The 14046-nt window shown below is 60.7% G+C and carries 10 protein-coding genes and 2 pseudogenes; 5 read left to right on the plus strand and 7 right to left on the minus strand.

The features are described 5' to 3' along the window. Positions 1-329 precede the first annotated feature (329 nt). Positions 330-590: a hypothetical protein gene (locus AC0L3K_RS36300; protein ID WP_007601725.1), complete on the minus strand. Its 261-nt coding sequence runs from the start codon at positions 588-590 to the stop codon at positions 330-332. Next, positions 587-718 (minus strand): annotated as a pseudogene (locus AC0L3K_RS36305) (SOS response-associated peptidase); the annotation flags it as partial. The pseudogene AC0L3K_RS36305 and the gene AC0L3K_RS36300, both read right to left, overlap by 4 nt. Before the next feature lie 404 nt (positions 719-1122). Here AC0L3K_RS36305 and AC0L3K_RS36310 point away from each other — a divergent pair. Continuing rightward, the gene (locus tag AC0L3K_RS36310) at positions 1123-2829 is read left to right on the plus strand and encodes an ethylbenzene dehydrogenase-related protein (RefSeq protein WP_354129117.1); all 1707 of its coding nucleotides are present in this window, start codon (positions 1123-1125) and stop codon (positions 2827-2829) included. A gap of 147 nt (positions 2830-2976) precedes the next feature. Then, complete coding sequence (locus tag AC0L3K_RS36315) at positions 2977-3987, plus strand: 2Fe-2S iron-sulfur cluster-binding protein (protein WP_473367856.1); 1011 nt, start codon at positions 2977-2979, stop codon at positions 3985-3987. A 30-nt stretch (positions 3988-4017) separates the two neighbouring features. Here AC0L3K_RS36315 and AC0L3K_RS36320 read toward each other — a convergent pair whose 3' ends face one another. After that, the gene (locus AC0L3K_RS36320) at positions 4018-4821 is read right to left on the minus strand and encodes a PstS family phosphate ABC transporter substrate-binding protein (RefSeq protein ID WP_354171668.1); all 804 of its coding nucleotides are present in this window, start codon (positions 4819-4821) and stop codon (positions 4018-4020) included. A 359-nt stretch (positions 4822-5180) separates the two neighbouring features. Here AC0L3K_RS36320 and AC0L3K_RS36325 point away from each other — a divergent pair, with 359 nt between their 5' ends. Continuing rightward, positions 5181-7682 carry a bifunctional diguanylate cyclase/phosphodiesterase gene (locus AC0L3K_RS36325; RefSeq protein ID WP_473367857.1) on the plus strand — a complete coding sequence of 834 codons (2502 nt, stop codon included), beginning with the start codon at positions 5181-5183 and terminating at the stop codon, positions 7680-7682. Positions 7683-8279: 597 nt separating this feature from the next. Here the strand turns inward: AC0L3K_RS36325 and AC0L3K_RS36330 are convergent. Both AC0L3K_RS36330 and AC0L3K_RS36335 read right to left on the minus strand, forming a co-directional pair. Further along, positions 8280-8789, minus strand: coding sequence for a hypothetical protein (locus AC0L3K_RS36330; protein ID WP_219681331.1), 510 nt, complete (start codon positions 8787-8789; stop codon positions 8280-8282). 357 nt (positions 8790-9146) lie between these two features. Next, positions 9147-9383: pseudogene (locus tag AC0L3K_RS36335) on the minus strand (DDE-type integrase/transposase/recombinase); the annotation flags it as partial. A gap of 1370 nt (positions 9384-10753) precedes the next feature. Between AC0L3K_RS36335 and AC0L3K_RS36340 the strand changes: the two are divergent. Beyond that, positions 10754-10924, plus strand: a complete 171-nt coding sequence (locus AC0L3K_RS36340) for a hypothetical protein (RefSeq protein WP_473367858.1) — start codon at positions 10754-10756, stop codon at positions 10922-10924. Positions 10925-11275: 351 nt separating this feature from the next. Here AC0L3K_RS36340 and AC0L3K_RS36345 read toward each other — a convergent pair whose 3' ends face one another. Together AC0L3K_RS36345 and AC0L3K_RS36350 are read right to left on the minus strand one after the other, a co-directional pair. Then, entirely contained in the window at positions 11276-11476 is a 201-nt protein-coding gene (locus AC0L3K_RS36345; RefSeq protein ID WP_007601715.1) for a cold-shock protein, read from the minus strand. A gap of 386 nt (positions 11477-11862) precedes the next feature. Further along, the gene (locus AC0L3K_RS36350) at positions 11863-12162 is read right to left on the minus strand and encodes a hypothetical protein (RefSeq protein ID WP_219681330.1); all 300 of its coding nucleotides are present in this window, start codon (positions 12160-12162) and stop codon (positions 11863-11865) included. A 308-nt stretch (positions 12163-12470) separates the two neighbouring features. Here AC0L3K_RS36350 and AC0L3K_RS36355 point away from each other — a divergent pair, with 308 nt between their 5' ends. Then, positions 12471-12863 (plus strand): hypothetical protein, encoded by a 393-nt coding sequence (locus AC0L3K_RS36355; RefSeq protein ID WP_354129115.1) that lies wholly within the window; start codon positions 12471-12473, stop codon positions 12861-12863. Positions 12864-14046: the final 1183 nt, after the last annotated feature.

A 14046-nucleotide genomic window follows, 5' to 3' on the forward strand; every position in this document is an offset into this window, starting at 1 on the left:
CCGCGCTCGTGAACTCGCTCTGTTACCCTTGGATGAGGGCCTCTACATCCTGAGCATAACGCCCGTGAGTGATGTGTGGGCATTGCCGCCCCCGGCTTGGGCGCCGGTGTTAATGCCGGGGCCGCTCCGCCGGCTCAATCGAACCAGCGAAATTAAACTTTCCACGGGCGCCGGGTCCTAAGGCGCGCGGACTGCACCCAAAGATTCCTAGCAGTCGTCGTCCAAGCATGACATGATGATTCTTAATTGCGTTTCGGAGGGAAAGCCCGATGCGCCTTGCATTGCCTTATCTCGGAATTGGTCTCTGCGCGTCACTGGCGACGTGGTTGTCATTCACGCTGATCTATTGACTGAGCAGCCCGTTCGACAGCCGTCAGCAGCCGCACGTAAGTCCCACTTTCGTGCAGCTCGAGCCAACCCTTTTCAACAGCGCACCTGATGCCGGCGCCGAACCCGGTACCTTTTCCTTTGAGTGTATAGAGGAAGGGATAATTGATCTTCTCGATGTGGATGCGGTCGTTGATCGGCTGCACGCCTGCGGCGAGTTCAAGGAGTTCTCGTGCGTAGGGACGTGCCTCTGTGTGTTTCATGCAGCAGTTCGATCCTCTTTCACCCCTCGTGCCACGATTCGCAGCGCACCGTCTGCAAGAGGACGCTGTAGGCCCTTGGCTTCATCCCATGTCGCGGTCATCCACGTCTCTCCGTCTGGCTTGGTGTAGGTCAACGGTTTCTGCCGAGGCTATGATGGACATGGTCTAGCCACCCGCCGTCTTGGCTGCTTCGGCGACCACGTCCATCTCGCCAAATCCCCAATGCTTCGCCTGATTGCCTTCGCCAGCAGGGTGTCCCCAAGGGGGAGCAAAACTGCCCGCCAGAAATCCCACGGACCTCGCGATGCTCGCGCCTTCTCGAATGTCCAGAGGACAGCCAACTGGGGACGAATTGTCGCCAAAAGAGCGATCTCGCCAGACTTGACAACTTGCTTATGATATCGCGGAGGTAGTTTATTCGCAGCTGTCCGCTTTTCCGGGAGAGCGAGAACCGGACGCTGTGGCTCTGCCGGTTGACCAGGGTAAGCTTTACGCAATGAAAAATGACACCGCTCGAACGAACGCCGACGCCTTGACCGAGAGAAGCCTCGCTCAAACAAAGCCTCACGATGGCCCGCCACGCACGGATGTCGGGACGATAACGCTCCATTGGGCGACCGCCCTCGCGTTCGTCGTCAGCCTCGTTACCGGCCTACGCATCGCAGCGGACGCGCTGCACGCCCCCTTCTCGAAATGGCTCGCTCCCGTCCTGCCACAGGGCGAGATCTTCTCCTGGCATTTGCTCGCCGGACTCGCCGTCTTCTTCTGCGGGTCGGCCTACGTCGCCTACCTCGCGCGCAGCGGCCTCGTCGAGCGCAACAGCCCCAAAAAGACGCGGATTCTCGCGATGCGCGCTCCGGCTCGCCTCAAATGGGGAGCTGTCAACGTCATCCTGCACTGGTTCGTCTATGCGCTCGTGATCTTGCTCACGGCGACGGGCGTCATGATGTATCTCGGCTATGGCGGCTGGTGGGCTTATCTCCACTCGACCGCCGCCTTCGTTTCGCTAGTCTATATCTTCGCGCATGTCGCCGCGCATTATCTCTATGGCGGGTGGCCGCAGATTTTCCGCGTGTTTCGGCCCACCCCGCTCGCGATCACGAAGGCCGTGCGGCCGCGGCCTCTTCTCGTCGCCGCGGCAATCGGGGTGGCAATCGCGTGCGGCGTCGCCGGGCTCGACTGGGCGACGCGCGATACGCTCGTCATCGCGCGGGTGAGCGACGCGCCCAAGCTGGATGGCGCCATGGGCGATCCCGCCTGGTCGCGCGCGCGCCCGGTCTTCATCCGCGCCCAGCAGGGTGCCAATCTCAGCGGATCGGGCGAATCGCTCGTGGAGGTGCGCGCCCTGCACGACGGGCAGAAGATCTATTTCGCCTTCCGCTGGGAAGATCCCACCCGCTCCCTGCGCCGCATTCCGATCATCAAGAAGGAGGACGGCTGGCACGTCCTCGACGAGCGTGCGGGCCTGCAAGACGCCGTCGACTTCTACGAGGACAAACTGGCGGTTATTTTCTCGGATAACCCATCGCTCGGCGGCGCAGGCGCGACGGATCTCGGCGCCAACCCGCTGCCCGGCAAACCGATGCCGATCAACGGCCGGGGCTTCCACTTCACGACGGATGGCAGCTACATAGACATGTGGCAGTGGAAGGCGTCGCGCGGGGGCATGCTCGGCCGTGTCGACAGCCAATATATCGGCCCGCCCTACGCCCCGACCCTGGACGAGCAAAATTACGATGCCCGCTACCAAGGCGGCTATTGGAACAAGCCAGGTCGCTCTCTTTATTCGTATAATTTCAAGTTCATCCACAGGGACGACAAGGGGCCCGTGACGGTTCTGCGGCTTCCCAAGGACTGGACGGCGCAGGTCGCAGCGCTCGGCAAATTCGATCTCAATCCCGACAGCAGCGACGACGAAAACGGCCGCTGGTACATGTTCGACCGGGAGAGCGAACCCTACGCTCCAGAGGCCGACGCGAGGATTCCCGTTGGCACGATCTTGCCTGGCGTGATTATTGCCGGCGACACCGAAGGAGAGCGGGCCAATGTCACCGGCGTTTCAAAATGGAGCAACGGACATTGGACGCTCGAGCTGACGCGCAACATGAAAAGCGATGGCAGATATGACAAGGCCTTCGTGCCAGCCCGCGATCTCTACATGTGGGTCGCTGTTTTCGACCATGCACAGACGCGGCATGCGACCCATAACCGCCCGGTGCTTGTCGTCACGGAGAAATAGCCACCTCACGGGCGGCCGCGAGCTCGACCGGAGGGCACCACGGCGTCACTGCGCTGAAGCATGGTTTCGCCCTCATCCTCGCATCGCATTCTGGCGCGGCGAGCAGCGGTCTGCTCGCGGAAATTCGCGGCGCCCGGAGGCCTCGCGATGACGAGGCATTGTCGGCTCGTCCTCAACGGCAAGCTCGTCGAAGCCCGCTCCGGCGAAAGCCTGATCGATGCGGCGCTCGGCGGCTCGATCCTGATTCCGCACGACTGCAGATCGGGACAATGCCAGAGCTGCCGGGTGACGGTAGTGTCGGGTTCGGTCGATGACGGCGGCTCGGGCCACGGCCGTACTGTGCTCGCCTGCCAGGCCGCGGTCGCTGGCGATGCAGAGATCGAATTCGAAGAATTGCCGCTGCCGATGAAGCGGGCGTGCGCCGTGACCGAGATCAACGAGCTCTCGCCAGAGATCGCCGAAGTCGTGCTGACGACCTCAGCGCCCCTCGAGTTTCGGCCGGGCCAATATGTGCGCGTCAAGTTTTCCGGCTATCCTGCGCGCGAGTTCAGCCCGACCTTCAGACTCGATGGTTCCTTCAAGCAAGCCGAACTCGTCTTCCACATCCGGCGCCAGCCTGACGGCACCGTGTCGGGGCAGTTCGGCAAGGCCATCAGGCCCGGCCATGCGGCGCATGTGCAAGGCCCGTTCGGACAAGCCTATCTGCGACAGGGCCAGGGGCCGCTCGTGCTGGTCGCCGGCGGAGCAGGCTGGGCCCCGATCTGGGCGCTGGCCCGCTCGGCGCGCTCGACCCAGCGCAACCGCGAGATGGTGGTCGTCGCCGGCAGCCGGGATGCCGATAACCTCTATATGCTTCCCTCGTTGCAGTGGCTGATCGACGACGGTGTCCGCGACGTCATTGCGACGACGGAGATCGGATCCACCCTGCCGATCAGGCCCGGGCGCCCGTCGCACTACCTCCCCTTGCTCGGGCTGGAGGATACGGTCTACGTCGCCGGCCCCGTTGGTCTCGTCGATACCGTGAAGAACAAGGCGCGCTCGGCCAATGCGCAATGCTACGCCGATCCCTTCCTGCCGAGCTCGCAAACCTCATCGCTGATGGACAAGGTCACCCGTCTATGGCGAAGCCGGGAGCAGCCTCATCGCCCCGGTCTGTGAGCCGACGCGGAGCTCAGCAGCGCCGGCGGCTCACGGCTTGACGGGTAGACTACCGAGGCTGGTGATGAGGTCGGCCGCCTTCTGCGTATCGGCAAAGCGTAGAAAGGCCAAGGCGTCCGGATCCTGCAACGTCCTCAAATAGATCAGCGCCAGCACCACGCTCGAGGGATAGTCCGCGTCGGTCGGGTAGTGACCATCCACGCGAAGCACTGTGAGCCCTTGTTCCAACGGCCGCGAGAACGGGCCGAAGCCGATCGCGCCTTGAACGTCGCGAACCGTCTCGATCGCTTCCTGTGTGGTGGTCGCCGTCTTCGATTTCTCGGTGATCTCGAGATCATGCCAGCCGGGCATGCTGGCCCGCAGTACGGTGAGAGTGCTGTCCTGGTCCTCGCGCCGCACGACGCGGATGCGCAAATCGGCGCCGCCCAGCTCCTTCCAATTCGCGAGGCGGCCCGAATAGATCGCAGCGAGCTGATCGCTTGTAACGGCACTCACCCCACAGGCGGGATGGACGATGAAAGCCGATGGCAGGCGGGCGATCGCCTTGTAGACGATGCCGGAAGCCGCTTCGGCGTCGGTCAGCCGGCGTGCGACGCGCCCCAAGATCGCCTTGCCGGACCCCACGGCCGCGATGCCTCCGCCAGAACCGATGCTCGGCGGGACCTCGATCCGTGCCGATCCTTCCTGCTGCATGAAGCTCATCGCGATGACGCGCAGGACATCGATGCCATCTCCAGTCCCGACGATGTCGAGCCTGGGTGTTTCGGCGCCAGCGGCATTCACCCCCGCAAGGCAGAGGCCCAGAATTGCCGCCGTTATCCTCGAAAATGCCATGGCAGACCCCTTCGAACCACGAGGTGCGCAATCTGGCAAAGAAACCTAAACCATCTGTTGTCGCAACGCCGTCCATTCGGAATCAACTGTGGCGGACAGAAGCGCAAAATTTGATGGTTTCGAAAAACCGATTGTTAATTACTCACCCACAAATAGCCGGTAAATAGACGATATTGAATGCTTCGCTCGCCTAATGTCGCCCTGGAACACGCTCAGGGGCCTCAGCGAGCGACATTGACCGGCCCCGCAAGTTCAGGGTGCTGGCGGTGGCGGCGATTGATACGGATTCGGAAAAGGCATCGAGGGCGCCACCCCGCTGGCGTCGTCGGGCTGTTGCGTCCGGAATTCCGAGCTTCCCCTTGTCTATCGCCATGCGCCTTGTTGCCGTCGTGCTCGCGACCGGCGTCCTCGGGCTCGGCCTCATCGGTGGCTCGACGGCGCTACGCCTGCAGCAGCAACTGAGGCACCAGGCTGCGGCACTGGGTGAACTCTCGGAAGACCAGCTCGCTCATCGCCTCGACGGCGAGGCGCAGTTGGCGCGAGCGCGAATCGAGGCCCTAGGCGCAGAAACCGCATCTCGCCTGCGTCAGATCGCTCAGCGCGCCGATGTCGCCAAGGCCGTCGCCTCGAACAACGATGTGACCATCCGCGAGCTGCTCAGCATCGTAGCTTCGACCTCCGGCTTCGAAAGGCTGATCGCCTTCGACGGAAGCGGTCGCGTGATCGGCGCCAACACGTCCCTCGACCTACTCGCGCTGAACCAGGCGTTCGAAGGTACCGCTCTCTCTATCAATCTCAACCCGATCCTCAAGGACAATAGCCGCTCGCACCCGCAGGGTGAGGAAGGCACTTATGAGCTCAAATTGGGTGAGTTGTCGGCGCTCGGACTGCCGCAGCGCCAAACCATCGCGCACACCGCGATCGAGCCCGTGTTTGACGACTTTGGCGACCTCGTCGGCGCGCTTGCCGCGATCCGACCGCTCGGCCGCACGGAACGGACTCTCGAGAACTTCACCTCGCTGGCCAATGCCGGCGTGGTCATTATCACGGGTGACAGCGAGATCGTGTCTTCCGCGGGGCCTCAAGGGGCGAGATTCAGCGGCGCCAGGACGCGTTTGGCCGGGCTGCAGCGCTCGGATGACGGCAACTACGTCGCGCGCTGTGTCGATTACGAGGCGACGCTCAAGGTGTGCACGTTTGCGAGCGCATCGCTGGTGACGACGACACGCGATCAGATGTTCCAGATCGGCGCATCCCACACGCGTTCGCTGATGTGGCAGTTCCTGGCATCCGCGGCGCTGGCGCTCGGTGCCTTGGTCGTCGCGCTATTGGCCGCCGTGAGGCACCTCACGAAAGGACTTTCAGCGCTGGCCAAGACCGCCCAGGAAATCGCGGGTGGCAATCTCGACGTTCAATTCCGCGCAACGGGCCTCGGTGAGGTCCGCGGCCTTGGCCTCGCATTCGAGCAAATGCTGACGCATTTGCGGGCCAGCACGCGAAGAATTCGTCAGCTCGCTTTCTACGACACGGTGAGCCGCATTCCCAATCGGGAGAAGATGCGCATCGATGCGCCGGCGCTCATCGACGCGGAAGAGGGCGCAGCGCTGTTCTTCCTCGACCTGGATGGCTTCAAATCCATCAACGACACTTTCGGGCACAAGGCTGGCGACGAACTGCTCAGGATGGTGGCCGAGCGCTTGAGCAATTTGCTGACGTCCAAAGGCGCTGCCGGCAAATGTCTGCTCGCCCGGGTCGGGGGCGACGAGTTCGTCGCCATCATCGCTGGTATGAAGACGGTCGCAGCCGCGAGCCTCAGTGCCCGCGAGATGATCGAGACGCTGCAGGTTTCCTTCAAGCTCCAGAGCAACCATGCGACCATCGGCGTCAGCATCGGCATTGCGATCTGTCCTACCCACGGCACAACCTATGACGATCTCCTGATCCGTGCCGACCTTGCGATGTACGTCGCGAAGAGTTCGGGACGCAATACCTGCGCGTTCTTCACTCCGGATCTCGCAGAGATCGCGCGTGCGCGCCATGCGCTCGAAACCGACCTCGCTTTGGCGATCCGCAATGAAGAGCTCGTCGTCCATTACCAGCCCAAGGTGTCCTGCAGGGATGGACGCATCCTAGGGGTGGAGGCGCTGGCGCGCTGGCATCACCCGAAGGAGGGCGACATTCCTCCTGCGCGCTTCATCAAGATCGCGGAAGAGATCGGCCTCATCATGGAGATCGACCGCTTCGTGCTGAGGCGCGCGCTCGCCGAAATCGGGGGCTTGATCCGAGCCGGCTCGAATCTCGTGCTCGCCGTAAATGTCGCAGCGACGGAAATCGAAGACCCGCTGTTCATCAGGGATATCATCACGGCCGTTCGCGAGGCCGACTTCCCGCCGCCAAAGCTCGAGATCGAGATCACAGAGTCGGTCGCGATGCGCAATCCTGACGTCGTGCGCGAGAGAATAAGCCTGCTCAGGCAATTGGGCATACGGTTCGCAATGGACGATTTCGGAGCCGGCTATTCGAATCTTTCGACCATGGCGAGGCTCCCCTTCGACGCCGTGAAGCTCGATCGTACGCTCGTAACAGGTGTCGCCGACGACCGCGAAAAGCAGACGATCCTTCGTCTGGCGCTCGGACTTGCGGACGAATTGGGGTTCGAAACGGTCGTCGAAGGCGTTGAAACGGCCGAAGACCTTCAGTTCGCGGCCGAAAACGGCGCGACCATGGCGCAAGGTTATCTTTTTTCTCGGCCCTTACCGCTCGAAGAGTTCGCTGTCCTGCTCCAGCCGCGCCGTTTGGCTTCGGCGTTCGAAGTGGTACCCAGGCGAGACGGAGCGGAGCGGAAGACCATGATCCGCTGAGGCGTCGGCGACGATGCCGGCCCAAACGGCCCGCTCACGAGGTGCCGCGTTGCGTTCACGCGACCGGCTGGAGTAAAGTCCCCGCACGACGAACTTCCAAGTCGGTCGCGACAACCTCCGATCCGCCTACGAAGCCCGACATCGATCCGCGCTAGAGCGCTCAGCGCGATATTCGGCTAGCTTACGCAGGAGTTGCCGGCCGCGAGGTGATCGTCACCGTAACTGCCGCCTTGACGCATCGGCTTAGCGTAGTGTCTCCAACTGATAAGCTTTGCGCCCAAAGCTTATCAGTGCCGACAAAATTACCCCTGCAGCAACCCTGAGGTTGTCGGCAAAGCGCTGGACGCGTCGGCGCGTTCGGGACCAGGGGTGTCTTGTCAACCTTGCTGAAATCGCTCGTTTTTTTTCGTTCCCGTCGCGGGCAATCTACGGTCCTAGCCACGATCAGTTTCGCAGCCTCTCGACCGTAGTTTTCCGCCATCTCGCGCAATGCGCCGGCCTCTCTGGGCACCCTGCTCTCCTCCGCCAAATCCAGGCAGATGCGCTCCATGCGCGCGAGATCGTTGATGTCGTGCTGATGTCGCCCCCTGCCGGTGATCAGACTCCGGCCTGCACCAAGCCGTCAAGGGTTGCCACCCGGAAATTTCCCAATATCGATTTCGTCGAGCCAGCCGGATGATCTCGAAATGAAATCATCCAAGCCAAAGCAGTGGACCGAGAGCGAAAGAGGCTTGCCGCGATGGCACGTCGGCGCGCCGCGTCGGAAATTGCGGCAGTCCTCGGGCGGCATACCGGATCGGTGAAGCGGATGGCGCGAGAGATGGGATTGCTCCTAAAAAAATAGAAGCGGCTCCTTTCCTCTACATGCTCAAGAGAAGCGGCACAGAGTTCGGTGCCGGCATCAAGTATGCCGTCGAACGCGGCTGGCTCGACCTGCACGAGAGCGGTACCTACGTGCGGCTGCTGACACCTGGCGATGATTTGCTCGGTCAATAGAGCAGCGTGAAGGACAACCACGCCGCGAGTGACGCGCAAAGACAAATCCCGAGATAAGGCAAAACAAGGCGCATCGGGCTTTCCCTCCGAAACGCAAATATGGATCATCATGTCATGCCTGGACGACGACTGCTAGGAATTTGGGTTGCACCGCGCTCCTTAGAAGCCCCCGCACGGGATGTTGCTTGAAGATTTGCTGGCTCGCCGCCCTGAGCTGGCGGCTCGGCCCCGGCCGACCCAAAAGCCCCCTGAAGCCGGGGCCGTCTCTCGCGCCGTCCCGCAGATAGTCGGCCCCGTGCCTAGGAGATCCGCACCTGAATCCGCAGCACGAGGACCGAGCGTCGGCACTGCCGCCGACCGCCGGCCCATCGTGCATGCGCATCCGTGCGACGCGACAAGCTATATCGGGGGCGGCCTGACCAATGCCGGTTTGAACGACAGCGAGCCCGCTCTGCAGCGAACACCGGACGTATCGCCCCAGGGGGAGCCATTGTCGATGTAGAAGGTCTCCGGCAGGCCGTTGCGGCGAAAGGTATCGGTCAGATGCCCCCGCACGGCGGAACGCTGCTCGTTGACGCATGCCTTCAGACACACAGCATAGCGCGAGTGATCGTCGACCATGGTCAGTGGATGACAACGCCTCCCGCTGGCAAGGGGCATGTGGCCCTTGAACTCCATCTGCCACAGCTGATCGGGCGCGTCCTCTCAGTGAGCCGACTGCATCTGTCGTTATTGGATCCACAGCGAAGGTTGCGGCCGGTTGCCGCCGCTCATAGCGCAGGGCGTCACCTCTCCTGCGGAGTAGGGCGAAGGCGAGACCTTCGGTGCAGCCTTCCTGGCGGGCTACACGGGACGAAATTCGCCTCAAAGCCGCTCTGATGTTGGCTGCCATATCACAATAAATCGGGCTGCTGAGACGGGCCGATGAGCATCTAGAATTTCTCTTCTCGATCTTTTGCCTCTTCATCCGTCGGCAAAAGAGAATCCGCCGGCAGAAAGGCGCAACTGAGGGGCACCTTCCTTATATCTCTCTCTCAATGCTTAGCTGCGAGGAGTCTTGTCTTCTCGGCTGAGCAGGCCAAGCCGTCGCTCCAGCTCTTGCTTCTTGGCCACGAGCCTCACGGCAAGAATGTCATTAACGACTGTGTGGAGTTGCCACAGCTCTTCAACCGACATGCTCTCAAACGGCTTCCGTTCCATGAATCCCCCGACTCACGTGTTCCCATAGCCTGGGCTTACAAGCGGGAGCCGGCAACTCTTTGTCGGTTGAGCGCGGAAGGTTATCTACCGTGACGGCGAGTGTGCGATTTTTCGGAAGCTCGCCGGCTCGACCTTAACCGGTAGCGTCGCAACTCAGCTTGCATTAATCGGTGTCGCAACACGCCCAATTCTGCAATCTGATGTTCTAGAAAGGCGACACGTTGATGCAAGGCGATAGCGGCATAGGGGATACGATCAGAAATACTCATCACGACCTCAAAATAATAAGACCGCAAAAACATCTCGACAATCTGAGCATTACACCAGACGATCGGCACAATTGCAAGGCGAAGCCCTTTCGCGCCATTGCACACAGCCGGCAGAGACGTGAGCCACGGGTTGACGCTTTGAAGGAACAGAAAGGCGCGCGGATATTTAATTCGCGCTAGCTCGCCCAAGCTGGCGGAGCGGCCCCGGCGTACCCAAACTCCCTCAAGCCGGGGCCCTCACTCCGATGACGCGTGGAGACGCCGCGTCACAGCTCAGCAGGTGGCGCACGAGCCATCAGGAAACGGTAGCAGAGGCCATTCGCCCGCGGTGTCATTTGCGGCCTCGGGCTCGGCGTCGATTGGCCCTCTTGCCGAAGGACGCCACGCAGGAGGCGCGCCCGGCTCGCGATCATAGGGGTGCTGGTCGGAAGGCCCTGTGCTGCTGAAGTGCATAGACTCTATCGAGGGCATCGTGCACCCCGCGCTCTTAATATTTCACAATTAAATAGTTAATGCATATATTAAATATTTGACTTCTTCAATCACGAAATGGTTGAATAGGTTTGTCCTACCGGCGCCCGTGAGCGCTTTTTGAGGCCAGCGACCATGTCCTTGGCATTCCCGCACTGGCTGATGATCGCAGGGGCCCTGCTGCTGGGCGCCGGCTATATTGGTGTCCTCGTCAGCGGAAAGAAAGCGAACAGAGTTGATCGACCTCCAGGCGAGCCGATCGATCTGCCGACTTTGCCGCTCCTCAACTCTCATGACCCGCAGTAGCTCACGCGCGTTCCCCCAAGAGCGAGGGTTAGCAATGGCTGTCAGAATTGAATAGGGTCCGCTTGAGGCGATAACGAACGTCCGCAACGAAGCGTGCAAGGCCCGAGACTTCATCATCCACTCCCATGATGGACACGTGCAGGGGCAGATTGTCGTGCCTGACGACGCCGATCAGTTCGTCATGGGGGCATGTGAAATCCGGCTTCTCGAACTGCTAAAGGACGCCATCAAGGAACTGGAGCGGTGAAAGCGCCGAAGATCGCAGCACCAAAGCGTGTACTCAATTTCGATACACGTGATCAACGCGCCCGGCCCGCCGGCGCGAACCGGCGGGCCCTGTCCCAGCCACGCCTACAGTCTCAGATTACCTGCGGACTGCTTGCCCCGATCGCTCACGATCTCGTAGCTCACCTTTGCACCTTCTGCCAAACCACTGAAGCCAGCCTTCTCCACTGCTGATATGTGGACAAAGACGTCCTTCCCGCCGTCGTCGGGCTGAATGAAGCCATAGCCTTTGGTCGCGTTGAACCACTTCACAATACCTGTTGCCACGCGCGTCTCTCCTGAAAAATGACCGTGGCAACATGACAGAAGCTGATAAAAACGAAAAGCCCGCCAACTTAGGACTTAGTTTAAAAATGACCGCTTATACTGGGACAGGCGTCATGTTGCCCACATGAGGAAGGCAGCCAACGTGAACCGGCGCCTCCCGTGAATTTCCAACGATGGACCAGCAGGGAACGAACACCTCAATAGGGAGCTTGAGAATCTTGCCGGCTCCCCGCGGAGCTGGCGGAGCGGCTCCGGCCACCCAAAAGTCCCCCTTGAAGCCGGGGCAATCTCACTGCTGGGCGCGTACACAGTCGGGACGAACTCGTCGGCTTGGAAATGGCCGTCAGTGTGAACCGGCGAATTTTGTTGCAATCAAATGCGACGCGCTAACGCACTGAGCGCAGATAATGGTCTTGTCGGTTGGCGCGGTTCATCTCAGCGAAGGCCTTCCCCAACTCTTCCGCCGTATGCTTCGCCTTGAAATTCTCCCATGCGACCATGAATCGCCCCTTCGCTTCATCGAGCGAGCCAGCTTCCCCGAACGGCGGACCGGGAAGCGTCACGATGCACGTCCACAACCAGAACCCCGGGGAGCGTTCGTTGGCGTAGCGGATGCGCCCGACTAGCTGCCGGTCCTCGTGAACCGTGTAATCATCCAGGCCGATCATCCGCAGTGTCAGAGGCATTGTGGCTTGCCGCAGGGTAGAAACGAAAATAAAGCGCGGCGGATTACATTGTGCCAATTAAACCTCGCCTGACCTGCGCGGCGAGGAACCCGTGTCCTCACGGCGCCGTTGCTGTCTCGCTAGCTCGCCCAAGCTGGCGGTGCGGCCCCGGCGTACCTCAAGAGCCAACCCTGAAGCCGGGGCCGTCTCTCCGCCATCGGTCTTTTCGGAGCATATGTTGTTGCGCGGCGCACAACGCAGGTCCTGCCGCCGTAACTCCAGCTTGCGTCACGACCGCGTGCACGAAACCGTTTCGAGCCTCACACGGAATGACGCTGAAACAACGCCCTCCAAAACTGAACGGCATTGACGTCCTCTCGAGGAGGGTAATATGCGGAAACTATTTTCGGTGCGGCCTTACTGCCGATCGCATTCGTGAGGTGTTCAACGATTATCTCGGCGGCCCTTTCTGCAGCCCGGGATGGCAAGGCCGCAACATTCTCCGAACGCTTTGCACCCGCGCTGAAGTCCGCCTCGAGCGGCTAAATGCATTCACAGCCCTTGTGAACCTGATCTGGCGACGGCTTGCTTACATGAAACTGGCGGGCATGCGGCCAAAGCTCGTGAGCAATGACGAAAAGGCCGGTGTGACCAGCGGGTCATTTTTCCACTTCCACAACATAAAAACCCGCCGACCGTACGACGGGCGGCGAGCTGACTGAGACGATCATGCGCGATCGCGTGCCGCTTCTCATCTACTTTCAGTTTCTCGCGTCAGTTAAAGCATCACGAGAACAATAAAAATTGCGATTTCAACCAGTAACACCGCTGCTGTCATAGGACGAGAAACAAGTCAGCCATGCGTAGCATGATCCGCCTCAGCATCGGCCAAGAAACGGCCCCTCACACCTCATGGCGTAAGCAGGGGCGGGATGCGGGAGCCGTTTCTCGGTAGCCAGACGCGTTCGTCCGGCGCCAGGCACTCTCACATTATTCAATTTCAAATATTTATCAACATTTAATTTCTTTTTCGTTTCTATATTTTAATTAATAGCGACCCTATGCTTTAAAATCGCCAGCTTGCGTTAGAGCGAGCGCATCCGCCGTTCCCCATCCTTTGCTGCCTCGCAAGAGAGCAGGACGTATCCGCGGACAAACGCGTGCCGGCTGCTATCGCGCATGGCACGGATTGGACCGAGCGTTAGGCTTAATCGCCTCAATGAAAGTCAATTTGGATGTGCCGTCTACGCCACTACTTCTAGTGATCTGCGTCTCTCCGGCCAATGTTTGGCCACCTCTCTGAACCAATTGAACATCTCGTTCAAAATTCCAGCGGTCTGAAGCGCCACGAGCATCCATCGCGGTCCCTTCCGCCTGAGGCCGCGCAAATCCGCTCGCAGCAGCAGCGCCAGCGCGGCTGGAAGCTTTACTCCTTCCATGCCCCGGCATTGGGGCTTAACCCAGTTTGGAGTTTGCCGATCTGGTCTTCGGTCTGTCCGTTGGACCAGGACGTCGGTAATCGCTGCGCTGACGGGGGCCTTGTCCTTGATGACGCCGTTGGCGAAAGACACGACTAGGCTTGCGCATGCTCGTTCCAACGATGATTCAAGCTCTCCGTGAGCCTTCTTGCGGATCATCGCACGGAAACCGGCTATGATTTCTCGAGCTTCCACCAGGAGAGGAATGCCTTGCATAGCGTATCGCGGCCATTGGTCATCAGCGCGCGATAGGTCTCGCGGACGGTACGCGCTGCAGGCTCTGAGCATTGGACATTTCGGCACGCCAACGGCGTGTCCCCATTCGGCAACGATTCGCACCGGGCTAAATCCCTGCGCCTTGAGGCAACCCCACAGGTCGGCGCCATTATAGTGACCAGCGGCCCACTGAACATCGAGCCATGGCAGG

The organism is Bradyrhizobium sp. MI1.10, assembly GCF_055811035.1.

Excerpts from the sequence above, each read along its gene's own strand:
- AC0L3K_RS36300 (WP_007601725.1), bottom strand. The coding sequence starts at position 590 with ATGAAACACACAGAGGCACGTCCCTACGCACGAGAACTCCTTGAACTC.
- AC0L3K_RS36315 (WP_473367856.1), top strand. The coding sequence starts at position 2,977 with ATGACGAGGCATTGTCGGCTCGTCCTCAACGGCAAGCTCGTCGAAGCC.
- AC0L3K_RS36320 (WP_354171668.1), bottom strand. The coding sequence starts at position 4,821 with ATGGCATTTTCGAGGATAACGGCGGCAATTCTGGGCCTCTGCCTTGCG.
- AC0L3K_RS36330 (WP_219681331.1), bottom strand. The coding sequence starts at position 8,789 with ATGATGATCCATATTTGCGTTTCGGAGGGAAAGCCCGATGCGCCTTGT.
- AC0L3K_RS36340 (WP_473367858.1), top strand. The coding sequence starts at position 10,754 with ATGTCCTTGGCATTCCCGCACTGGCTGATGATCGCAGGGGCCCTGCTG.
- AC0L3K_RS36350 (WP_219681330.1), bottom strand. The coding sequence starts at position 12,162 with ATGCCTCTGACACTGCGGATGATCGGCCTGGATGATTACACGGTTCAC.
- AC0L3K_RS36355 (WP_354129115.1), top strand. The coding sequence starts at position 12,471 with ATGACGCTGAAACAACGCCCTCCAAAACTGAACGGCATTGACGTCCTC.